Raw genomic sequence first — 20,441 nt, forward strand, 5'->3', positions numbered from 1 at the left:
CGCAAGGGCACGGTGACGACCCGGCGAGATGTCAACTCCCGACCAGCACCGGACCTGGTAGAGCGGAACTTCACCGCGGATCAGCCTGATCAGCTATGGGTCGCGGATATCACCTACCTGCCCACTTGGGCCGGCTTCTTGTATTTGGCGGTGGTGCTGGACGCCTACAGCCGGCGCATTGTCGGCTGGGCGATGGCCGATCATCTGAAAAGCCAACTCGTGCTCGACGCTTTGAACATGGCGCTCGGCCAGCGGCGCCCGACCAGCGTCATTCACCATTCCGACCAGGGCAGCCAGTACACCTCTCTGGCCTTCGGGGCCCGCTGCCGCGAGGCTGGCGTTCGCCCGTCCATGGGCTCGGTCGGGGACGCCTACGACAACGCCATGTGCGAGAGCTTCTTCGCGACGCTCGAATGCGAACTGCTCGACCGCAGGCGGTTCCGTTCCCATGCCGAGGCCCGCATCGCCGTCTTCACCTTCATCGAAGGATGGTACAATCCCCGCCGACGGCACTCCGCCCTCGGCTATCTGTCACCGATCGACTACGAAAGGAGACCCAGCCCCACGGAGTGAAACAAGCCCCAACCTGTCCACTGAGCCGGGGCAACTCCAGAGAGCTTCTTCCACACCCTCAAGGTCGAGTTGGTCCACCGCACCCGCTTCGAGACCCGCGACCAGGCCCGCCGAGAGGTGTTCGCCTACATCGAGACCTACTACAATTGACAGCGCGCCCACTCGGCCATCGGCTATGTCACGCCCGAACAGGCCGAGCTACGATCCGCGTGAACCCGTGTCCACCGAACCGGGGCAAGATCAGTTCAGAAAAGATCAGCGGGGTACCAGGCAGCATCGCGTCGGCCACGATCATCGGCACCCGTGTCGCGGCGACCGCCTGGACAGAGATTCCTCCCAGCGCCCGCACGGCGTCCACCTTCCGCTCCGCATCGGAACGCTCTGGTGTGCCGGGCAGATTTGGCTGAAAGCTGTTCATGATCGGGAGCATGTAAGAGGCAGTATCAAGCGGCGAACTCCGCATTCAGTCGATACCGGAGGCTTGCGCCTTTCCCGAACACCAGACACTTGCCAGAGGCAAGAGAGTCAGCGATCGGCACCCCATGGGCTCTTCACTCCGGCATCGCAGAAGGGCGGGCTGACACGTCTGGTCCACGCCCTTGGCACAGCGGGATGGAGGGCCACTACAGACCTTCCGTAGACACGAGCCGCTCACGCAGTCGGGATGCGATGCGTTCGTCGGTCACCGGCGGGCCGTATCCGGCGAGTGCGACGCGCATCAGGTCGTTCACACCGTCGCCCGGCCGTCTGACCCAGAGCGCGACATCGAAGGTGCAGCCGAACGCCGCCTGATAGCGCTCCAGAAGTTCGCGGTCGATCATGGTGCTTCTCCTGGTTCGGGCCGCCTCGGCGCAAGCATTGCCGGGCGCGGCCGTTTGGGGCGTGGCATCGGCGCCAAGATCCGCAACCGTTCCACCCAGCGCGGAGGGTAGCCATCGGTCCCGAAGGACCAGACGGTCCGCTCGGTGCCGTCTACGGCGCGCAGCGACACGCGGGCGTCATGTCCATCCTTGCCGGCTTGATGCGCGGCCTGCACGGCAGCGGTCAGGGCACCGCTCCGCCCGCTCGGGAAAGGGCCGTACCGGTTCTTCTCCAAGAGAATGAACCAGCCTGCTCCACGTTGCGCGACGAGATAGTGGGCTTGCCCCATGCCTCAGCCCTCCTGCTCCGGCGGTGTGGTTGCGTGGCCGTTAGGACTGTGGAAACGCCTCGGCATGGTGCTACATTTCCCGGTGTGTGGTTGGGGTCAGCAAGCACGCGCGCGACCGGTCTCGGTGTACCGGGTCAGTTGCGCGCCGTGCCGCAGAGCATCCAGGCCGGAAGGCGACACGGTCGGAGGATGCCCATGGGGAAACGGCTGCGGCCCATGCCAGCGTCGTTCGGCGGCAGCCCAGCGAAGGCACTCGCGCAGGGCGTCGGCGCCCTTGAGCACGGGCCCCGCGAAGGCCACGAAGTGGCAGTCCATGACCATCCTCCTTCGGTTCGGGAGCGCGCCGTGTGTGTGCCACGGCGGTCCGGTTTAGGATCACCCGAGCCGTTCCCAGCATCGGCGTTCGGCTTCCAGTTCGGTCTTTTCCGCCCCCGCGAAGTCAACGCGGGAAATCAGCCCGACGACACGTCCGCCATGGACGACCGGCAGGTGCCGATACCCCCCGTCCTCCATCATCTGCAACCCCGTGAGCGCAAGGTCGACGGCAGGGATCGTGTCCGGATGCCGGGTCATCACCTCGGCCACGGTGACGTGTTCCGCATCCCGCCGCTCCGCGACGACACGGCGAACCACGTCCTGTTCGGTGAGGATGCCCTCCAACCGGCCGGCGGTCATGGCGAGCACCACGCACTGGCGCCGCTCCTTCATCGCCACCGCCGCGGCGTGGACCGTGGCCGAGGGGGGCAGGATCACCGCCTCAGTGGCGGGCATCGCTTCGAAGATTCGGCGCGGCATGGCGGAACTCCTCTCTGGCGGTTGGCGGACAGGCGTCGCGGCCGTAGGTCCATTGGATTTTGTACGGACGGCCCAGAGCCGGTTGCGTCAGCACGACGCTGGCAAAGCCGAGAAGGCCAGCCGCCTGAGCCTCCCGCGTGGCGCGGACGACCGCGTCAGCGAAACTGCCGCACATGGGATAGGCAAACCCGTCGGCCCGCACGACCCAGCCGGCCTGGGTTTCGATGACAAAGAACGCAAGTCTTGTTTTCTCAAGCATGCGGATGCTCCGTTGCGGGCAGCAAGTCCGCTCGCCCGGACAATCACGAGCGGCTCCTGTCCTTGTTTCCCGACGGCGATCCTCGGCTTTGACGGGCCGTTGCTGGACAGTCTCCATAGATGTCTAAGACTGGACGCGATCCCGTGAACTTCTCCAAACAGGTATGCCTCCGCCGGATCTGCCGGCAATCTCTTGGCGTTTCCCTGTAAGAGATCAAGACAACATAGGGCGCATCATCCAAAATTCCAGGAAAAATACAGAAAATCGAGCCCAAAGATAACAAAGGGAACTTTATTGCATTTGGGGCGGTGTGATGGCATTGGCCTTCCACGCGTGACGCGACGGAGCGGGCAGAACTCTCTGCCAAGTCTCCAACACGGGGAACAATTTGGACGAAGCCCCACAACTTCACCGTGACCTATGTGCCGACCCAAGCGTCTCAAGCCTGTTGGTCGTCACTTCCCGCCGCCTGGTGCGGGCCTTTCAGATAGGATTTGGACGATGGGTGTTCTACGGATCCGACGATCGGCTGGCGGTGGCTCCGAAACTGGAACTTCCGTGTCACTGCCGGCGTTCGAGCGTGCCCTGGCGGCGTCCCTCGCTGTCCCGGATGACCAACTCACCGTCGGAGAAGCCGCGCTCAACGCTGCCGATGTGGCGTCCGGCGTTGTCGCGCAACACATGACTTCCATCGACGTCCGCCTCGATACGCCCGATGGGCCGGTTCCCGCGGTCGCGAACAACGCCGGCGGCATCGACGTGATCGCCGGGGGCGAAGAGGTGCGTGGGAGTGCGCTCACCGGCGGCGGCGGCACCAATGGCGAAGGAAAGAAAAAGGGCAATGACGGCGGGCTTCATGGTGTCCTCAAGGGCAACGTTCGAGCCACGGCCCTCCCTTATGTGGCGCTCCACCCTCCATCTTGCGAGGGTGCCCACTGGACCCCGCGTATTTTATCAGCCGCCCGGCGTCTTCGGTTCCGATTGGCGTGAAGATCGGTCACATACCGCGTCAGACACTCCGCCAGATACTCCGCCTCTGCGAAGGACAAACCACGCCAAACCGCCTCGCCGGCCAGTTCGCCGTTCACCACGGTGGTGTCGATGACCATCCAGCCATCGGAATCAAAGCGAAGCCCATATTCTATCATCATCCAATGGACATGGAGGCGCGCGAGGGCACACGCGACTGCGCAGAGGAACACTTGCCGTCAGTACGGCCATGCATCGCACCGACCGGTCGCCGAGCAACCACCATATCTGACGGAGCCGGGTCCCATCGCGAGATTCTCCCGTCCGGAACCGGACAAGGATCGTCATGCCGCACGAGACGACGTTCATCGCCACCATTGTCGTGGGCCTGATTCTCGCTTTCCTCGGCGGACTTCTCGCCAGCAAGCTCCGGCTGCCTCCCCTCGTCGGTTATCTGCTGGCCGGCGTCGCGGCCGGTCCCTTCACGCCCGGCTTCGTTGCTGACGAGGGGCTGGCATCCCAGCTTGCCGAGATCGGCGTCATCCTTTTGATGTTCGGTGTCGGCCTCCATTTCTCGATCAAGGATCTGCTCGCCGTTCGCGCCATCGCGATTCCCGGTGCCCTCGGCCAAATTGTGATGGCGACGGCGCTCGGCATCGGCGTCGCGCACATCTGGGGCTGGCCGTTCGGCGCGGGGCTGGTGTTCGGGTTGGCGCTCTCGGTCGCCAGCACCGTGGTGCTGCTGCGCGCCCTTGAGGAGCGCAACATCCTCGATTCAGCGAACGGCCGGATCGCCGTCGGCTGGCTCATCGTCGAGGATCTCGCCATGGTGCTGGCTCTGGTGCTGTTGCCGGCCCTGGCGGGCATGCTCGGCGGGGCGCCGCACAGCACGGCGGGCGAAACCAGCGGCATCGCCTTGGCCGTGTCCCTGGCGCTGACGCTGGGCAAGGTCGGGGTGTTCCTGGCCCTTGTATTGGTGGTCGGCACGCGCGCCATCCCGTGGCTTCTGATGCAGGTCGCCCGGACCGGCTCGCGCGAGCTGTTCACGCTCTCGGTGCTCGCGACCGCGCTCGGCATCGCCTTCGGCTCGTCCGAGTTGTTCGGCGTCTCCTTCGCTCTCGGAGCCTTCTTCGCCGGCGTCGTCCTGAGCGAGAGCGACTTCAGCCATCAAGCCGCAGCCGACGCGCTGCCGCTTCAGGATGCCTTCGCGGTGCTGTTCTTCGTCTCGGTCGGCATGCTGTTCGACCCGATGATCCTGGTCCACGAGCCGTTCGCCGTGCTCGCCGTCGTCCTGGTCATTGTCCTCGGCAAAACGCTGGCGGCGTTCGGCATCGTGATGGCGTTCGGCTATCCGGCCTCGACCGCGCTCACCGTGTCGGCCAGTCTGGCGCAGGTCGGCGAGTTCTCGTTCATCCTGGCCAGCCTCGGGGTGACGCTCGGGCTGCTGCCGCCGGAGGGACGTGACTTGATCCTCGCGGGCGCGCTGCTCTCGATCACGCTCAATCCGTTGGTGTTCGCCGGCTTCGACCGTCTCTCCGGCTGGCTGCGCCGAAGGCCGGGCATGCTGGGCCGTCTCGAACGCCAGAGAAACGACCGCCTCTCGGTGCTGCCTCCGGCCCACGAAGGCCCGCGGGACCATGCGGTCATTGTCGGTTACGGACGGGTCGGAAGCGTCGTCGGCAAGGGCCTGAAAAGCCAGAACCTGCCGATCGTGGTCATCGACCAGAACCGCCGGCGGGTCGAGGCGTTGCGCAAACGCGGCGTGCCGGCGGTCTATGGGGACGCGACGACGCCGGGCGTCCTGGAGGCCGCCGGCACCCGGCGGGCGCGGCTGATCGTCGTCGCCACACCCCAGGGCTACCAGACACGGCGCGTCCTCGATCTTGCGCGCCGGATCAACCCCTCCATCGATACGGCGGTGCGGACCCACAGCGAGGCGGAGGTCGCCCACTTGGAGAGGCAAGGCGTGGGTCTGGCGATCATGGGGGAGCGCGAACTCGCCCTCGGGCTGATGAACTACGCCCTGCGCAGTTTCGGTTCCTCGGACGACAAGGCGCGGGCCGTGGTCCAGGGGGTTCGGATCGCTGGCGAGGGCGGCGTCTACGAGCGGCGGCACGGAGAGCCTTGCCGCGGGGCGCCGGAACTGCGCCAGAACCGCGACGAGGCCCCACCACCCGATTGACAGACATTGAAGCGGAGGAAAATGTGGAGTTTTGAGCGACTCCACCGCTGAGAAAACAAACGCCATGCCCCTCATTCAAGAATGACGAACCTTATAAAAAATCCAAGACACTAGATTTCTTTCAAAACCCATCATTCAGCAAATCATCATCGATGAGCCGCTGATTTTTCCCAAAGTGGTCACCATATACATGAGAAGAACATAAAATTTCATGGGAGGTTGATATGCCACTGCGCCCTGAATACACCCTGCACCAATCCGATTTGAACGAGTTCCTGTCCGCCCCGCTGTGGGACGAGGAGAACGGAAGCCGCCTCAGCGTTCTGTCCGCGCTCGCGCGGCTCGACATTGATCCCTGGGCCGAGGCGGCCCGCCTGGCGGCGCTGCCGAAGGACGCCGCGGCATCGGCGCTCGCCGTCATCCTCCGCCGGCTTCCGGCCCAACAGCCCGAAGCCCCGGATGCGGTCGCAACCGCGGATCGTCTGGTGAAGCTTCTGCCGGAAGGCGGGTCCGCCACGGCTCCGAACGGCGAAGTCGTCGACCGGAGCCGCCGCACGGGCATCGTCACCCCTTGGTTCTTTCTTCTGCTCACGGCGGTGCTCGGCGCCTGGGGAATGATGAGCTTCTGGTCCTGACCCCCCGTCCGCGCCCGCGGGGAAGCGTGGCGGGCTTACTTTTCCAGGACATAGGTTCCAGGCGCGTCGGCGAGCGCCGGGTGTGTCGCGCTGCCCAGCGTCGGCGGTTTTCCCTTTCGACCCGACCGTTCAGCCAACCATGACGTCCAGTCCGTCCACCAACTGCCGCTGTGCGCGGTGGCCTTCCCGCGCCACGCCTGCGCGGTCGCGCCGGTTTCCCCCGTGTCGTTGGTCCAGTAGGTGCCCTTGCCGCCGGGCGGGTTGATGATCCCGGCGATGTGCCCGCTGGACGCCAGCACGTAGCGCACCTTGCTCCCCTGAAGCAGCTGCGTGACGCGCCACGCGGAGTCCCAGGGCACGATGTGGTCCTTCTCCGCGCCGACCGCGTAGACGTCCTGAGGGATGCGCCCGAGGTCGATGGCCTCGCCCTTGAGCCTGACCTTGCCCGGAGCGATCAGGTTGTTCTCGACATAGGTGTTGCGCAGGTACCAGCTGTGCGCCGCCCGCGCCATGCGGGTGCCGTCGCTGTTCCAATACAGAAGGTCGAAGGCCGGGGGCTTGTTGCCCATCAGGTAGTTGTTGACGACGTTCGACCAGATCAGGTCGTTGGAGCGCAGGAGGTTGAACATGTTGCTCATCTCCCGGCTGTCGAGGTAGCCGCGCTCCATCATCTGCTGTTCGATGAAGTCCACCGCCGGTTCGCCCATGAACACCGCGGTGTCGCCGACATGGGAGAAATCCTGGAGCGACACCATGAAGGTGGCGGCGTTGAACCGGGTGTCGCCCTTCGCCGCCAGCCAGGCGAGCGTGATGGCGAGCAGCGTGCCGCCGATGCAGTAGCCCATCACATTGATGGAGGTGGCCCCGGTGATGTCACGCACCACGTCGGCGGCCTCCAGCGGGCCGAGGTCCATGTAGTCGTCGAAGCCGACGCCGTCCATCGAGGCGTCCGGGTTCTTCCACGAGATCATGAACACCGTGAAACCCTGCTCGACCAGATGGCGCACCATGGAGTTCTTCGGCTGGAGGTCGAGGATGTAGTACTTGTTGATCCACGGCGGCAGGATGAGGAGCGGCACAGCATGCACCGCCCCGCCCGCCGGCTGGTACTGGATCAGCTCGATCAGCCGGTTGCGGTGGACGACCTTGCCGGGGGTGGTCGCCAGATTGCGCCCCGGTTCGAAGGCGGTGGCGTCCACCATGCTGAGCCGGCCCTCCCTCAGGTCCGAGAGCAGGTTGCGCGCCCCGTCGGCCAGGCTGACGCCACCGGTTTCCAACACCCGGCGCAAGGCGGCCGGGTTGGAGAACAGCAGAAGCGTCGGGCTCATGGCGTCGACGAACTGGCGGAGATGGAAGGTCAGCCGCCGCCGTTCGGCATCGTCGAGGCCATCGGCACGCTCGCCCTGCTCCAGCAGCCAGTCGGAGGCCAGCAGGTACATCTCCTTAAGCGTGCGGTAGGCCGGGTTGGTGTGCCATTCCGGCGCGGCGAAGCGCTTGTCGCCGTGGGGCGCCGATCCCGACCCGGCGGCGTCCGCCACCTTGCCGCCGGCCATGCCCCACCAGCGGCGGCCCGCGTCGTTCCAGGCCTCCATCGCGGACGTCCAGACGGCCGCCTGGACATCGGCGGCCTTGCGGACGGCCTTGTCCGGACGGCTGAGCGACAGCATCCACACGGTCCGGAGCGCGCGGGCGACTTCCGCCCAGTCGACCGGCACGATGGTGCGGAAGGGATTGGCGCTCCACAGGCCGTCGATGGACCGGAGCACCGGGTCGTTGGCCAGGACGTCGTTGAGCCGCCGGGTCCCGGCGCCCGGCAGGGTGCCGGTGAGATCGTTGGGCGAAACCTGCCACCATGGCCTGACGGCTCCGCTCCAATCGCGGACGGCGCCGACGTTGGCTTCCATCCAGGATGTCCAGAGCCCCAGGGCGATGTCAGGCCTGAAGGGCAGCCGATCCGGATCGCCATCCATCCCGGCCTGTCGATTTGCGGCTGCATCATCTCCAGCGGCTTGGTGCCGCTGGCGGCGGTGTTCCGTGCCTCTATCGGTGCCCATGGGAGACGCCCCTCTTTCGTTCGTCCCATCCGCCAGTGGCCCATTCGGCCGTGGCTGGCCGACCGTGGCGGGCGATCAGGATTCGATCGGCTCCGGAGACGGTCGATGATGACGTACCCCGGCATCAACATCGCGGGTGGTCTTTCGTTCTGTCCAACGCCGGGTGAGACCCATCACGGACCGGAGAGCATCCACGCCACCACGGCGGCGATGCCGACCAGAACGCCGACCAGCCCAGCCTCGCTGAGGCGACCGCGCCGGTATAGGGCGACGGAAACCGCGATGACCGAGGCGGCGGTGATGAACAGGCCCACTTGCGACTGGCTCATGTCATCTCCCCCATGCGTTTCACCCTTCCGAGCCGACCGTCCGCCCCCATCTCCCGACGGCTCAACAGTCTGCGGGGGCATTGTCATGATCACGCGTGCGCCCACGTCCGTGTTGCTGAACGGAATTCTCGGCGAAGCGCCCGCGGAGCATGTGACGCTGGACTGGCTCGCCGGGAGGCTCGGTCATCGCTCCTTCGGGGTCATCCTGCTTCTCCTGGCGCTTCTCGGCGTGCTTCCAGGCATATCGGCCATGGCCGGCGTGCTGCTCACGATCGTTGCGTTCCAAATGATCCTGGATCGCCCCGGTCCTGCGTTCCCCCGCCGCATCGCCACCCGTCATGTCGAGACCCGCCGGTTGGGTGCGATCATTCGCCGAGCCGTTCCGGTGCTGCGCTACCTGGAGCGGTTCATCCGCCCGCGCCGGGCCACCCCGTTCACGGCAACCAAGCGGGTGGTCGGCGGTGTCGTTCTGTGGCTTGGCGCGAGCCTCCTGGTTCCCGTCCCCCTGAGCAACCTTCCCCCGGCGCTGCTCATTGTCCTGATCGCCTTCGCCTATCTGGAGGAGGACGGCGCGCTGCTCTGCGTCGCGCTGGTCGGCAGCCTCCTTCTGTCCGTGATCGCCGTGGGAACGGCCTGGCAGGCCATGAGCGCCGCCGGTTGGCTGTCGAGCGTGCTGTAGAAGTTCCCTGCTCCCGACCGGGCCGAAGGATCATGCCCGCGGCACCATTCTATGGGGTGGCCGCGTCGGCCTGCTCGGCTCGCTCCAGGTCCAGGGGATCGATCGTGGCGGCCTGGGCGAGGGTCGTGCCGCCGGCGCGCACCGGCAGCAGGATCACCGTCGCGACACGCCGGTACACCGGAAAGGACAGGCCATCGACCAGTTCCTCATCGGTTTCGACCGTATAGGTTCCCGCCGGCTGCACACCGTCGATCCCGGTCAACATGAAGGGGTGCGAGAACGTCACCGTTCTGCTGCTGGTGCGTGAAAGCAATGGATCTCTCCTCAGGCCCGGTCGACGTGATGTGAAGGAGGAGGCGAAGCGGGAGGTGACGAGGGCCAACCTTCCGACACGGCCGCATTCCATGACCCGTCGTCGTCCACCCTGGCGCGTCGGTCACCAGAGGGAGCCGCCGGCAATCCCGTCTCCTTCGCAGCCTTGTCAGGAAGCGCGGCCACTTTGCGAGCTTCATGCGAAATGAGCTTAACCAAAGCGTCAGCCATCACACCCTCCCATTCGCGGCGATGACGATTCTCAAGTCACCGCATTACTATTGTTCATATAAGCAACGCTGGGAAGCTTTGGCGACATGGCGCAAGGAATATTCGGGCCATGCTGCTTTGTTTGTGCGTTTTTTGCGGACGCCTTGAAAAACGCGTCGAGTTTTCGCAATTCGGTGAAGGGAACGGTGGCCGTAGTCGGGGCCAGTCGGTCTTCCCTCACTGGATTGAGCCGCCCCAAGGCGCCTGCTCCTTCGGGGAGCAGGCGTTCGCTGGCAACGGTCGGCGCTTGGGGTCAGCGCTTGTTGGTGCCGGGGCGGTCGCCGGTGGGCTTGACCTTGACATCGGTGCGTCGCGCCGAAGCTTCCACGGTCTTGTCGTGCTCGGTTGCCTTCTTGGACAGCACGACCTCCTCGACCACGCGCGCCTCTTTGGTCACCTCCGGCGTCTCGGAGGTGGCCGTCATCTCGACGGTCTTCTCCTCGAACGCGGCGTCCGCCTCACGGGCGCCGAGAGCCCGGTCGGCCTTGTGGCGCTCGGCATCCACCTTTTCCTCGCGCAGCCGGACGGTCTCCCGAACCGGCGTCTCGGTCACTTCCGTCGTCACCTGCATCCCGCCCTTGCTGACGCGGCGCTTGCCGATCTCCACCTGCTCTTCGACCACAGGAACGGCCTCTTCCTCTACGCTCCCACCGTTGTCCGCCTTCGCCGGCTTTTTCGGCTGATGCGAGGAGACTTCGGGCAGGTCGATGGCGCCGTTCTCGTCAAGAATGACTTCCGCGGCATCCGCGTCCTGATCGGCGATGTCGGCCGCCACCAGGGTGTGGCCCTGCTTGATCGCGGCGGCGTACCGCTGCGCGACGTCCTTGGTGAAGCCGTGGCCCAGCAACTCCTGCGTCGCCTTGTCGGCGTTGCCGGCTCCGTCGAAGGTGTCGATGTCCTTCTCCTGGCAACCAGCCGCAACGAGGGCCTCGAAGGCCTTCTTGGCGGCGCGCGGCTCCTTGTACAGTCCTACGACGATCGTGCTCATGATGGTCTCCGTTGAATTCAAATGACGGTGAGGCCGGTCAGACCTCAGTGTCGGGCGGGGGGTGAACCCGTTCGACGATGATGTCCTGGCGGCGAACCTTGACCGCGTCTTCAATCCTGCGGGTTTCGGTGTGGCGGGTGATGCGCACCTCCTCCACCAGCTTCAGCCGCACGTTCAAGGTCGCGACCTCTTCGACGACCGAGATGATGGTCGTGTCACCCTCCTGGCGGTCGGGGATCGGATGATCGACGAACCGGTCGCACGGCACCCGCTCGATCTGGATCGTCTGCACCGACAGTTCGGCTTCGACCGGCTGCTCATGCTCATGGGTGACGGTGTGGGCCTGGAGCGTTTCCGTGACCCGCTTGCGCTTGCGGATGGTCACCTGCTCCTCGACCACCGGAAGCGTGTGCTCTTCGTTCATGAATGCCTTCACAGAGATCCTCCTGCCGCTGCATGGGGTGGCATCGCCGTCTCCCGAACGATCGGCGGATGGGTTGGACGGCTGCCGGGCGCGTCAGACCGAGCGCCGGTTCCGCTTGCGATCCGCCTCGTCTGCCGTATGGGCCGAAGCCCGGGCGATGCGGCCGTTGGCATCAAAGAAGGCTTGCAGCCCGCCAAACAGGTACCGGTTCCCGGCGAGCAGGACATCGCTCGGGCTGCGCGCCCGGAGCATGTCGTTCATCATCTCGCTCTGACGCTGGGCCGCTTGTTGCATGTACCGAACGATCTCGGAACACGCCGCCTCATAGCGCGAGGTCATGACGTTGCCGAACTCCATGGTCGCCGCGAAGTTCTGTTCGGCGGGACGGGCGATGTCCTGGAGCGTGCGGCCGGCCAGTTCGCCACCGGCGGCGAATTGCTGGGCCGACCGCTCTGTTGCCCGTTCGACGGAGCCACGGACGGCTTGTGCCGTCATTCCTTCGAAGGGCCGGCCTTCCAAAAGCCGGGCCGGCTGGTCTTGGGGCTGCCTGGCCTCGGGCTTGCCGGACCTCGTCGCCCCCTCGTCGCTGGCGCTCCGGATGCTGTGGGTTTTGGGGCTTTCCGTCTTCGCGGTTGCCTCGTCGCTCGCGCTGCGGATCGTGTGAGCCGGGGACGTGCCGTCGCCCATGTTGAACTCCAATGACTGATCGATGATTGATTGGGGGCCAGGGAGCGGGTAGGCTCGACCTGTTGTGTTCTGCATCCATATTATGATGCACCGCACAATAACAAGTGCCTGGAAAAGATATATACCAATCAGAACATGAAATACCGATACTTATAAAATGCGCATCAATAGAATTGCCAATAATTGCGGGGGTGCGCACCGCCTGAATTTTTCATTTTTCCATGTCTATGCCGGACCGAAAGAAAACACGGGAATCTCTCTTCTGGGCTGAGCGGGAAGACGCAGGTCAAGAAAGTAGGGAGCCCGCCACGCGTCGCGATTTCAGGCTCCACGCCGCCGTCGGTGGCGGTGGTCAGTCATCATTGCCGGTCGGTTTATCGAACGACACGCTGAGTCACCCGCAGCCGGCGCTGCACGGCCAGGGAGCCGCCGACCGCCGCTGCAACGGCGCCGAGCAGTAGGACGGCGAATCCGGCGAAGGAGGTCCGGGACGCCGCCGAAACGCTGTCATCAGCCGTATCCTTGGCGGTCTGCACGGCCTTGTCGCGGGTCTGCTGCAGCTTGGCCTGACCGTCTTCGAAACGCTGGGCGGCTTCATCGTGGCTAACCTTCATCTGCGCCGCCATGATGGTGATGATCCGCTCCTTAGCCACCGCCTCGCCGCCGCCGCCCGCATAGGTGACCAGATCGGTCGCGATCGCCTTCTCGGCGTCCTGCGGGCTCATCGTGGCCGGATCGGGGTTCGCCGGCTGCAGATACGCTTCGGCCTGCTGCCGAACCATATCGGGGGATACTCCTGCCGCTTGGGCAAGCGGCTTGGTCGCGTCGCCGAGTCCACGCTCTGGTCAGGCACGCGACGCTGTGGTCGCCGGTCGCCTACACCCTGCAAATCCCGTTCATCTGGGCGTCGCCCTGGCCGACAGCGTCCCCGACACGCATTCGGCCTGAACTCTCTGGGCCGTCAGGGGTGGCGCCGCCGTCTGCAACGTCGTCCGTCAACGCATTCCGCCCCGCCGCCGCTAGATCCGGCGAGGCGATCGGTTTGTACAGAAGCGAGAAGCCGCTGCGGCTGGCCTCCCGGATGCGCTCCGGCGAGACGATAGTCGGTGATTACGAGATAAGCCGGGCGCTGCCGAGGGAACGGCATCGCCGCCACCGCCCGATCCATCGCGCCGAACACATCGAATTCATGCCGTTCAGGATTCTGCCGGATGCTGTCGAGCACCATGGGGGCGTCATCAAGGACGCTTGGCATGCCGCCGTCGCTCCCAACCGGTACGGTGATACGGCCGGCTGTGTCTATGGTACACAACCCGCTGTGGGCTGTTGTGGCATTGGCCGCCTCCCTCGGCCACATTCCGCACATGGCCACTGGCAGCATCACAAACGTCACCGGCTGACAGAACCGTGGCCCGCAATGGCTCCAACGCGTCGAGGCCACCCCTGACACTTGATCAAACTCTGGCCGTCACGATCCTCATCGGGCTGGTGACGTTGTTCGTCTGGAACCGGCTGCGCTACGATCTGGCGGCGCTGCTCGGGCTCCTCATGGCGATGGCATGCGGTGTCGTCCCGCCGGAGCGGGCCTTTGCCGGGTTCAGCGATCCTGTGGTGGTGATCGTCGCGTCGGCGCTCGTCGTCAGCGCTGGGGTCGGCAAGTCGGGCGTCATCGGACGGGCTGTCAGGAACCTGGAGCCCCACATGCGGACGACCGGAATGCAGGTGGCGGTGCTGACGGGCAGCGTCGCGGTCCTGTCCGCCTTCATGAAGAACATCGGTGCCCTGGCGATCTTCCTGCCGATCGCCATGCAGGTCGCCCGGCGCAGCGGGACACCGGCCTCCAAGCTCCTCATGCCGATGGCGTTCGGATCGCTGATCGGCGGCCTCGTGACGCTGATCGGCACATCTCCCAACATCCTCGTCTCGCGCGTGCGTGCCGAACTCACCGGCACGCCATTCGCCATGTTCGATTTTGCGCCGGTCGGCCTCGGCATCGTGATGATGGGCTTCGCCTTCCTGGTGGTCGGCTGGCGGTTGTTGCCGAGCGGCCGCCAGGGGGCGAAGCCGGCGGCGGCAGCCTTCAACGTCGATCCTTATCTTTCGGAGGTGCGCCTGCCGGTCACGTCGCCTCTGGTTGGGAAAACGGTGGCCGATCTGGAGGCCCTCGGCGAGGGTGGCGTCAGCGTGATCGCCATCATTCGCGAACTGGAAAGGCGCTACATCCCTGCGGGGCATTGGACGCTGTTCGCTGACGATATTCTCGTCCTGCAAAGCGATCCGCACACTCTGAAGGCGATCATGAGCGACGCGGGCCTGCGTCTCGAAGGGGCCGGCAAGGGGTTGGCCAAGGGCCTGCCAGCCAGCGACATCGGCGTGGTTGAGGCCGTCGTGATGACGAACTCGCCTCTGATCGCCTGCTCTCCGGCGGACCTGGGGTTGCGCCAGAGGCACGGCGTGAACCTTCTCGGCATCAGTCGCCACGGCGACCTGATCGCCACGCGCCTCCGCAATCTCCGCTTCCAGGCCGGCGACGTCCTTGTCCTGGCGGGAAGCGCCGAAGCCATGCCGGAGACGTTGCGCGGTCTCGGCTGCCTGCCGCTCGTCGACCGGGCGACAGGGTTGGAGCGGCGGCGCCAGGAGTACCTGCCGCTCATGCTGCTCGCACTAGCCGTGGGCGCGGTTGCGCTCAACCTGGTTCCCGTGTCGGCGGCCTTCTTTGGGGCCGCGGTGTTGATCGTGTTGTTCGGTGTCTTGACCTTGCAGGAGGCCTATCAGGCGATTGAACTGCCGATCCTGGTACTGCTCGCCTGCCTGATCCCGATCAGCGACGCGATCGGCCGCACGGGCACAGCGGATCTGGTTGCCGAAGGGCTCGCCGCGATCGCCGGGGCCTTGCCCCCGACCGGGGTAGTCACGCTCGTACTGGTAACGGCGATGATACTGACTCCTTTCCTCAACAACGCGGCAACGGCGCTGATCATGGCACCGATAGCAGTGAGCTTGGCGCAGAGGCTCGGCATGAACGCCGATCCCTTGCTGATGGCCGTGGCCGTCGGTGCCGCCTGTGACTTCCTCACTCCGATCGGGCACCAATGCAACACGTTGGTCATGGGACCCGGCGGTTACCGCTTCGGCGATTACTGGCGGCTCGGCCTGCCGCTCTCGGTGATCATCGTTGTCATCGGGTCCGTTCTCATTCCACTGGTCTGGAGACTGAGGTGACGGTGGCGCCATTGCCGTCCGCCCGCACCGAAAGGTGCGCTCCAATCCAGACGACCGTTCATGGAGACACGCGGTCATGAGCCATGTCGACGTGTGAATCCTGCACTCGACCTGACAGATGAACCGTTTCCGGAACCGGACCGCTCAAGGTTTCCCGCGCCGGAGCGACTTGCCCCGCGCAGCCCTGATGAGCCTCAGCATAAAGCTCCGGAATGAGCTCCCGGAGGACCGGAGCGAACATGTGCCACAGGCGGTTCCGCGTAGACCCTCCCGTTCCGACCGGGTTTCCCGATGGTAGCAACCAGCGGGAGCCGCGGTCATGTCAGCCGTTCCATACAGCCTCGAATGTTGGATGGCACCCTTCGCGGCGCTGTTCACCCGGCCGACATGGCGGCATGCCCTGGTGCTGGTCGCGGGAGCGCTCCTCACCCCGGGGCGGCGCACCGTGACCGCCGCGTTGAGCATCCTGGGGCGACGCGAGGACGGCGGCTTCGCCAAACTCCATCGCGGCTCAATCGGAACCGCTGGTCGAGCCGTGCCGTCGCGCAGCGCCTGCTCACGCTCCTGGTCGCCAGCTTCGTGCCACAGGAGCCCGACGTCATTGGCATCGACGAGACGATCGAGCGCCGCTGGGGGCCGAAGATCAAGGCCCACGGCATCTACCGCGACCCGGTGCGCTCCAGCCTCGGGCATTTCGTCAAGGCCAGCAGTCTGCGCTGGATGGTGGTCATGCTGCTGGTCCCTATTCCGAGGGCCGGACGAGTCTGGGCGCTGCCGTTCCTGAGCGCCCTGGCGCCCTCGGAACGGTTCGCCCGGGAGACCGGACGGCGCCACAAGAAGCTGATCGATTGGGCACGCCAACCCCTGCTCCAGGTCCGGCGCTGGGTGCCCGACTGTCCCGTAATCGCGGTCGCCGACAGCAGCTACGCGGCCATCGAACTGCTGCGCGACCTGCGGGCCCATCTTACCGTCATCACGCGCTTGCGTCTGGACGCCCGCCTGTTCGAACCGGCCCCACCGCGGCCGCCAGGCACGATAGAACGGCCCCGGGTGTCGGGAGCCCGATTGCCTTCGCTGACGCAACGCTTGAACGACCCCACCACCGCTTGGCGGCGCGTCCGGGTCACCGGCTGGTATGGCGGCGAGGAGCGCCAACTGGACATCGCTTCCGGCACGGCCCTGTGGCACCACCCCGGCAAGCAGGTTCCGATCCGCTGGGTTCTGGTGCGCGATCCGCACGGCGCCTTCGCGCCGCAAGGCTTGCTGTGCACCGACCTGCAGGCCGATCCGCTCATGGTGCTGCGCTGGTTCGTTCGACGTTGGGCCGTGGAGGTCACCTTCGCCGAGGTTCGCCGCCACCTGGGAGAGGAGAGCGCGATAGGTGTTAGGCAAACAACGCCGCCATTATCAACTAAAGACAGCTACGGCCGAGCGGATGCTGATCCCGCCATCCTTGGTCCGCCGGAGTTGGCGCCCAACAGCGTAGCGAAAGACGGCTGGAAGCTGGAGGGCTGGGGGAACACGGGACCAGAGGGTTTGGATCACCGTGCGTCCTTTGCGGGTCCGGCGCTGGGCCTGACCCGCCACCGTGCGCTGGGACCAGCGGAAACCGATCTCGCCAAAATACAGGTCGGCGTGGTCGGGGCTGATGTGATGGAAGACACCGGCGATCGTGCGCCGGACACGATCGTTGAAGCCCTCGGCCGAGTTGGCATGCACGCTGCCGCGAACATACTCGCGCTGAGAATGGCGGACTGTGTCGTGCGCACCGAATGCGCTCCCGATGGCGATGAACGCCTTCCATTCGTCGCTCATCAAGTGCGCGTCGGGATCGACAGCGGCTTCGAGCACCCGCTCGGCCTCGTCGAGCGACAGGTCGGCGACCACCGCGGCACGGGCTTCGCCCGCCGGTGTTCCCGGTTCCCGGCTGCTTGGCCGCTGGACGACCGCAAGCGCTGGAGTTTTCGTCGTGCGGGGATGGCCCTTGCGTCCTCGACCCAGTTTGGGAGGGTTGGGGTCGCGGCGCGGCTTGGCGCCGAAATGAAACTCGTCGATCTCCACCGTCCCGCCCAGCGGATGGTCGCGCAACACCAGAAGCCGCAGGACATGGCCCATCCGCCATGCCGTCGGCTGGCTGACGCCGAGTGCTTCGGCCAGACGGATGGACGAGATGCCTTTGTCCGATTGCAGGATGAACCACAGCCCCATGAGCCAGGTCCGCAACGGCAGCTTCGTTCCATGCAACGGGGTTCGCGTCGTCACGGTGAACTGGAAGCGGCAATCCGGATTGCAGCACTGATAGAGTCCGGGCCGGGACCGTCGTCCCGTGTCGCGCCCCGCCAGAGTGATCGAGCGCCGTGAGCCGCAGGCCGGACAGAGCCGTCCGTTCGGCCACACCATCGCCTCAACCAGCCGACGGCACCGCGCCTCGTCGCGGAACGCTTCGGTCATCTCCGCCACGGTCCGGATGGCCGCCAGATCCTCCAGCACCGATCCCATCGTCCCCTCCGAGCTTGATGGCTGAGAGTCGCACGTAAACACTGGAAGAGCTACGCTTTACTGTGTTTGGTTGATAATGGAGACGTTGTTTACCTAACACTTATCGCGCGCTCCTCATCCACCTGGTCTTTTCCTTCCGCTCACCCTCCACCGGACAGGCCGTCACCGTATCCGCCGCTTGCACCCAGCGGTTCCACCCCGCCGGGCTTCCGGCCGCCGCGGCCCGCGCGCTGCGCAAGGCCCAACGCAGCTCCGGCCTGACCGATCTCTGCCCCGCGCGCGAGGACCGGACCGATGTTTGATGCCCCACGGATCTTCCACCCCGCCGACCCGGATTTCCCAACATCGCCCGTCGTCCAACAACTGCTGCGCCGCCGCGGCCTGGTGATGGGCGACACGGGCGAAGTGACCGTTTGGGCCCGCCCGGCCCTGCCGGCGACTGCCTCCACAGCGCCCGCCGCCGCTCCGCGAAAGGCGGCGCAATGAATCCGCCGACGGCGTGGGTGAAGGACTGGTCCGCCGGCGGCACGCATCAACGACCACCGCGGGAGGGGGCGCGCCCCGCCCCCGCGGGTCAGGTCCTGAAGCGTTCAGGTGATCAAGCGATTGCGGCGTTGACCGCGTCCTTGAGGGCCTTGCCGGCGGAGAACTTCGGCGCCTTGGAGGCGGCGATCTTGATCTCCGCGCCGGTCTGCGGGTTGCGGCCCGTGCGCTCGCCGCGCTCGGCGATCTCGAACTGGCCGAAGCCCGGCAGCTTGACCGTCTCCCCCTTGACCAGCGCGTCCTGCAGGCTCTCCAGAACCGCGTCCAGCGCCTTGTCGGCATCGGCCTTGGTGCCGCCCAGCTTGCCGGCGATCGCGTCGATGAGTTCGGCCTTCGTCATATTTGCCCCCATGTTGCGCATAAAAAGCCGGTGTGATCCCCTCCGGCTTTACAAGTGGTCTGAGTTAACGCGACCGAGTCCGACGGTGCAACAGGGAGCTGAGACGCGGCAGCCAAGTCTGTCATTCCTTCAGATGGAGCCGGCTGAGGCGGCCACTGATTTCGCTGACAGATAGGGATGAGGGTGGACAGATTGGATTTTTATGAGCGCGATCGACTGGCCGAGCCTGGATGTGGGAAGAAGTCCCGAATGTCCCTCATAATTCCGCCAAGGCTCGCTGTACGGACATGCAGCCAGCTAACAAGGCTCGCATAGATTTGATTTCCATATTTGGGCGGAGCGCCATACTGCATTTGAACTTGGCCTGGAACGCAATTATCCGGAGCGCCAGTTGCATGGTAGATTCGGCAGACGAGCGGACGATGTTGATAAATGCCGCACCCTTCATCATTTGAAAGAAATGGGCACGATAAAAAATGGCCAGTCGTCACAACATGACCACGGTCGTAAGTAATTCCAGTTTTACGTTGAATGTAATCGGCCTCCAATGTCGTAATATGGACGTCAATCTTGCAGCAATGCGCACATCCCTTTCCGCAGGAGGCAAATGTCTTTACAAATACCGAGAATTTATCAAGATATTCGTAAGCAGCATCAAGCTGAACACTCGGGTGTATCGCTGAATTGTTCAGGCAGGGACTCAAAGCTCTAGCAGAAAAAAGTAATTCATGAGGAATCGGGGGTAACTTCGAGGCACTCTCCGCATCATTCATAACTTATTCTCCAGTTGTTACGCAGTGAACTGAAGGCTCCATTCTACAAATTCCGACCGCATCGAGCGGGCTGTGGTGATCTCCACGATTAATTTTGCCTATAGATAACCTTGAGTTTCCACATTAGCGTGCATGCATTTTCTGATCGATACGAGTGGCGCGCTAGAGCCGCTACCCGCCGACACTCACGGTGACTTTCGGTTTTTTGAAGTTCTTCTTCGGCTTTTTTTGAGTACTGGTCGGGTAGCCGAAGGTGAGAAAGAAATGGGATACCCGGATGTGACCATGCGTGGGCGCAAGCGCGGGATCGCGATCGTGCTCCGTGTCGAAGTCCGCTCCCGCAAACAGGATTGACGGTTGGGCAAAGGGAACGCCTCCAATGGCAGGACGCAGGCGGAGGGTGGTGGCGAGAGCTGCATCGCTGAGCGCATTCCGGATCGCTGGCACAACCTGAGGCGCGGGATCGAGGAGAACTCCTACCATCGCCGCAACGGCCTGACGGCGGCTGTAGATGCCCGTGACGAACCGACCAAGTCCTTGGTCCCGCAAATAATGATCCCGATCTTTTTTCTGCCGACCTATTCGTTTGAATTCAAATACAAGCTTGAGGTAACTGCTCACCCGGCTGGCGGCAGCTGAGCCGTTAAGCGACGACGAAAGTGCCGTCGATCAGGTGGCGGATGGCGGTCCAGGCGGACTGGCCTTGGCGGCGCGCGGTTCCGGTGACGGAGCGATAGCCAGCGTGGATGTCCGGCCCC

General features: G+C 64.9%; 23 protein-coding genes and 2 pseudogenes. 7 read left to right on the forward strand and 18 right to left on the reverse strand.

All coding sequences use genetic code 11. The features are described from left to right. Together AC1DVI_RS30295 and AC1DVI_RS30300 are read left to right on the forward strand one after the other, a co-directional pair. On the forward strand, positions 1-573 hold a 573-nt coding region (locus AC1DVI_RS30295), incomplete at its 5' end, for an IS3 family transposase (RefSeq protein WP_476961126.1). Between the two features lie 39 nt (positions 574-612). After that, a pseudogene (locus tag AC1DVI_RS30300) lies at positions 613-786 on the forward strand (IS3 family transposase); the annotation flags it as partial. On the opposite strand, the gene AC1DVI_RS30305 reads toward AC1DVI_RS30300, so the two are convergent. From AC1DVI_RS30305 to AC1DVI_RS30330, 6 genes are all read right to left on the reverse strand, one after another. After that, on the reverse strand, positions 752-1,003 hold the full coding sequence (locus tag AC1DVI_RS30305; protein ID WP_476961147.1) for a hypothetical protein: 252 nt from the start codon (positions 1,001-1,003) through the stop codon (positions 752-754). The pseudogene AC1DVI_RS30300 and the gene AC1DVI_RS30305 sit on opposite strands and share 35 nt — an antisense overlap. A 193-nt stretch (positions 1,004-1,196) precedes the next feature. Next, positions 1,197-1,394, reverse strand: a complete 198-nt coding sequence (locus tag AC1DVI_RS30310; protein ID WP_476961127.1) for a hypothetical protein — start codon at positions 1,392-1,394, stop codon at positions 1,197-1,199. Between the two features lie 425 nt (positions 1,395-1,819). Further along, positions 1,820-2,038 (reverse strand): hypothetical protein, encoded by a 219-nt coding sequence (locus tag AC1DVI_RS30315; RefSeq protein ID WP_476961128.1) that lies wholly within the window; start codon positions 2,036-2,038, stop codon positions 1,820-1,822. A 60-nt stretch (positions 2,039-2,098) separates the two neighbouring features. Continuing rightward, positions 2,099-2,518 carry a CBS domain-containing protein gene (locus AC1DVI_RS30320; protein ID WP_476961129.1) on the reverse strand — a complete coding sequence of 140 codons (420 nt, stop codon included), beginning with the start codon at positions 2,516-2,518 and terminating at the stop codon, positions 2,099-2,101. After that, positions 2,481-2,777 carry a hypothetical protein gene (locus AC1DVI_RS30325; RefSeq protein WP_476961130.1) on the reverse strand — a complete coding sequence of 99 codons (297 nt, stop codon included), beginning with the start codon at positions 2,775-2,777 and terminating at the stop codon, positions 2,481-2,483. Before AC1DVI_RS30325 ends, AC1DVI_RS30320 begins: the two co-directional genes overlap by 38 nt. A gap of 561 nt (positions 2,778-3,338) precedes the next feature. Next, the gene (locus AC1DVI_RS30330) at positions 3,339-3,635 is read right to left on the reverse strand and encodes a hypothetical protein (RefSeq protein ID WP_476961131.1); all 297 of its coding nucleotides are present in this window, start codon (positions 3,633-3,635) and stop codon (positions 3,339-3,341) included. A gap of 457 nt (positions 3,636-4,092) precedes the next feature. On the opposite strand from AC1DVI_RS30330, the gene AC1DVI_RS30335 reads away from it, so the two are divergent. Together AC1DVI_RS30335 and AC1DVI_RS30340 are read left to right on the forward strand one after the other, a co-directional pair. Beyond that, complete coding sequence (locus tag AC1DVI_RS30335; RefSeq protein ID WP_476961132.1) at positions 4,093-5,928, forward strand: cation:proton antiporter domain-containing protein; 1,836 nt, start codon at positions 4,093-4,095, stop codon at positions 5,926-5,928. 224 nt (positions 5,929-6,152) lie between these two features. After that, positions 6,153-6,563 carry a hypothetical protein gene (locus AC1DVI_RS30340; protein WP_476961133.1) on the forward strand — a complete coding sequence of 137 codons (411 nt, stop codon included), beginning with the start codon at positions 6,153-6,155 and terminating at the stop codon, positions 6,561-6,563. 35 nt (positions 6,564-6,598) lie between these two features. Here AC1DVI_RS30340 and AC1DVI_RS30345 read toward each other — a convergent pair whose 3' ends face one another. After that, positions 6,599-8,467, reverse strand: a complete 1,869-nt coding sequence (locus AC1DVI_RS30345; RefSeq protein WP_476961134.1) for a PHA/PHB synthase family protein — start codon at positions 8,465-8,467, stop codon at positions 6,599-6,601. A 323-nt stretch (positions 8,468-8,790) separates the two neighbouring features. After that, the gene (locus AC1DVI_RS30350) at positions 8,791-8,946 is read right to left on the reverse strand and encodes a hypothetical protein (RefSeq protein ID WP_476961135.1); all 156 of its coding nucleotides are present in this window, start codon (positions 8,944-8,946) and stop codon (positions 8,791-8,793) included. Positions 8,947-9,031: 85 nt separating this feature from the next. Between AC1DVI_RS30350 and AC1DVI_RS30355 the strand changes: the two genes are divergently transcribed. Next, complete coding sequence (locus tag AC1DVI_RS30355) at positions 9,032-9,625, forward strand: exopolysaccharide biosynthesis protein (RefSeq protein WP_476961136.1); 594 nt, start codon at positions 9,032-9,034, stop codon at positions 9,623-9,625. Between the two features lie 49 nt (positions 9,626-9,674). Here the strand turns inward: AC1DVI_RS30355 and AC1DVI_RS30360 are convergent, their stop codons facing one another. The 6 genes from AC1DVI_RS30360 to AC1DVI_RS30385 all read right to left on the reverse strand — a co-directional run bounded on the left by AC1DVI_RS30360 (position 9,675) and on the right by AC1DVI_RS30385 (position 13,534). Next, positions 9,675-9,938 carry a hypothetical protein gene (locus AC1DVI_RS30360; protein WP_476961137.1) on the reverse strand — a complete coding sequence of 88 codons (264 nt, stop codon included), beginning with the start codon at positions 9,936-9,938 and terminating at the stop codon, positions 9,675-9,677. Between the two features lie 522 nt (positions 9,939-10,460). Beyond that, a complete protein-coding gene (locus tag AC1DVI_RS30365; RefSeq protein WP_476961138.1) occupies positions 10,461-11,195 on the reverse strand; it encodes a YsnF/AvaK domain-containing protein in 735 nt (244 codons plus the stop codon). Between the two features lie 37 nt (positions 11,196-11,232). Beyond that, entirely contained in the window at positions 11,233-11,619 is a 387-nt protein-coding gene (locus AC1DVI_RS30370; RefSeq protein WP_476961139.1) for a DUF2382 domain-containing protein, read from the reverse strand. 93 nt (positions 11,620-11,712) lie between these two features. Continuing rightward, positions 11,713-12,306 carry a phasin family protein gene (locus AC1DVI_RS30375; protein WP_476961140.1) on the reverse strand — a complete coding sequence of 198 codons (594 nt, stop codon included), beginning with the start codon at positions 12,304-12,306 and terminating at the stop codon, positions 11,713-11,715. Positions 12,307-12,680: 374 nt separating this feature from the next. Further along, a complete protein-coding gene (locus AC1DVI_RS30380) occupies positions 12,681-13,088 on the reverse strand; it encodes a hypothetical protein (protein WP_476961141.1) in 408 nt (135 codons plus the stop codon). Between the two features lie 179 nt (positions 13,089-13,267). Further along, positions 13,268-13,534 (reverse strand): hypothetical protein, encoded by a 267-nt coding sequence (locus tag AC1DVI_RS30385; protein WP_476961142.1) that lies wholly within the window; start codon positions 13,532-13,534, stop codon positions 13,268-13,270. 179 nt (positions 13,535-13,713) lie between these two features. Between AC1DVI_RS30385 and AC1DVI_RS30390 the strand changes: the two genes are divergently transcribed. Beyond that, complete coding sequence (locus tag AC1DVI_RS30390) at positions 13,714-15,528, forward strand: SLC13 family permease (RefSeq protein ID WP_476961143.1); 1,815 nt, start codon at positions 13,714-13,716, stop codon at positions 15,526-15,528. A 387-nt stretch (positions 15,529-15,915) separates the two neighbouring features. Further along, positions 15,916-16,890, forward strand: a pseudogene (locus AC1DVI_RS30395) (IS701 family transposase); the annotation flags it as partial. Positions 16,891-16,935: 45 nt separating this feature from the next. Here the strand turns inward: AC1DVI_RS30395 and AC1DVI_RS30400 are convergent. The 4 genes from AC1DVI_RS30400 to AC1DVI_RS30415 all read right to left on the reverse strand — a co-directional run bounded on the left by AC1DVI_RS30400 (position 16,936) and on the right by AC1DVI_RS30415 (position 20,304). Continuing rightward, positions 16,936-18,027 (reverse strand): IS1595 family transposase, encoded by a 1,092-nt coding sequence (locus AC1DVI_RS30400; protein WP_454019550.1) that lies wholly within the window; start codon positions 18,025-18,027, stop codon positions 16,936-16,938. Positions 18,028-18,625: 598 nt separating this feature from the next. Then, on the reverse strand, positions 18,626-18,910 hold the full coding sequence (locus tag AC1DVI_RS30405; RefSeq protein ID WP_476961144.1) for an HU family DNA-binding protein: 285 nt from the start codon (positions 18,908-18,910) through the stop codon (positions 18,626-18,628). Positions 18,911-19,110: 200 nt separating this feature from the next. Further along, complete coding sequence (locus tag AC1DVI_RS30410) at positions 19,111-19,683, reverse strand: YkgJ family cysteine cluster protein (RefSeq protein WP_476961145.1); 573 nt, start codon at positions 19,681-19,683, stop codon at positions 19,111-19,113. A gap of 171 nt (positions 19,684-19,854) precedes the next feature. Continuing rightward, positions 19,855-20,304: a hypothetical protein gene (locus AC1DVI_RS30415; RefSeq protein WP_476961146.1), complete on the reverse strand. Its 450-nt coding sequence runs from the start codon at positions 20,302-20,304 to the stop codon at positions 19,855-19,857. Positions 20,305-20,441 lie beyond the last annotated feature (137 nt).

This window comes from Azospirillum sp. P4_B5, from assembly GCF_056402275.1.

Bases quoted from the DNA above. Each gene is read 5' to 3' on its own strand.
- AC1DVI_RS30325 (WP_476961130.1), bottom strand. From the start codon at position 2,777: ATGCTTGAGAAAACAAGACTTGCGTTCTTTGTCATCGAAACCCAGGCC.
- AC1DVI_RS30380 (WP_476961141.1), bottom strand. From the start codon at position 13,088: ATGGTTCGGCAGCAGGCCGAAGCGTATCTGCAGCCGGCGAACCCCGAT.
- AC1DVI_RS30385 (WP_476961142.1), bottom strand. From the start codon at position 13,534: ATGGTGCTCGACAGCATCCGGCAGAATCCTGAACGGCATGAATTCGAT.
- AC1DVI_RS30340 (WP_476961133.1), top strand. From the start codon at position 6,153: ATGCCACTGCGCCCTGAATACACCCTGCACCAATCCGATTTGAACGAG.
- AC1DVI_RS30335 (WP_476961132.1), top strand. From the start codon at position 4,093: ATGCCGCACGAGACGACGTTCATCGCCACCATTGTCGTGGGCCTGATT.
- AC1DVI_RS30405 (WP_476961144.1), bottom strand. From the start codon at position 18,910: ATGACGAAGGCCGAACTCATCGACGCGATCGCCGGCAAGCTGGGCGGC.
- AC1DVI_RS30350 (WP_476961135.1), bottom strand. From the start codon at position 8,946: ATGAGCCAGTCGCAAGTGGGCCTGTTCATCACCGCCGCCTCGGTCATC.
- AC1DVI_RS30400 (WP_454019550.1), bottom strand. From the start codon at position 18,027: ATGGGATCGGTGCTGGAGGATCTGGCGGCCATCCGGACCGTGGCGGAG.
- AC1DVI_RS30320 (WP_476961129.1), bottom strand. From the start codon at position 2,518: ATGCCGCGCCGAATCTTCGAAGCGATGCCCGCCACTGAGGCGGTGATC.
- AC1DVI_RS30355 (WP_476961136.1), top strand. From the start codon at position 9,032: ATGATCACGCGTGCGCCCACGTCCGTGTTGCTGAACGGAATTCTCGGC.
- AC1DVI_RS30345 (WP_476961134.1), bottom strand. From the start codon at position 8,467: ATGGAAGCCAACGTCGGCGCCGTCCGCGATTGGAGCGGAGCCGTCAGG.
- AC1DVI_RS30310 (WP_476961127.1), bottom strand. From the start codon at position 1,394: ATGATCGACCGCGAACTTCTGGAGCGCTATCAGGCGGCGTTCGGCTGC.
- AC1DVI_RS30370 (WP_476961139.1), bottom strand. From the start codon at position 11,619: ATGAACGAAGAGCACACGCTTCCGGTGGTCGAGGAGCAGGTGACCATC.
- AC1DVI_RS30315 (WP_476961128.1), bottom strand. From the start codon at position 2,038: ATGGACTGCCACTTCGTGGCCTTCGCGGGGCCCGTGCTCAAGGGCGCC.
- AC1DVI_RS30365 (WP_476961138.1), bottom strand. From the start codon at position 11,195: ATGAGCACGATCGTCGTAGGACTGTACAAGGAGCCGCGCGCCGCCAAG.
- AC1DVI_RS30305 (WP_476961147.1), bottom strand. From the start codon at position 1,003: ATGCTCCCGATCATGAACAGCTTTCAGCCAAATCTGCCCGGCACACCA.
- AC1DVI_RS30330 (WP_476961131.1), bottom strand. From the start codon at position 3,635: ATGAAGCCCGCCGTCATTGCCCTTTTTCTTTCCTTCGCCATTGGTGCC.
- AC1DVI_RS30410 (WP_476961145.1), bottom strand. From the start codon at position 19,683: ATGAATGATGCGGAGAGTGCCTCGAAGTTACCCCCGATTCCTCATGAA.
- AC1DVI_RS30375 (WP_476961140.1), bottom strand. From the start codon at position 12,306: ATGGGCGACGGCACGTCCCCGGCTCACACGATCCGCAGCGCGAGCGAC.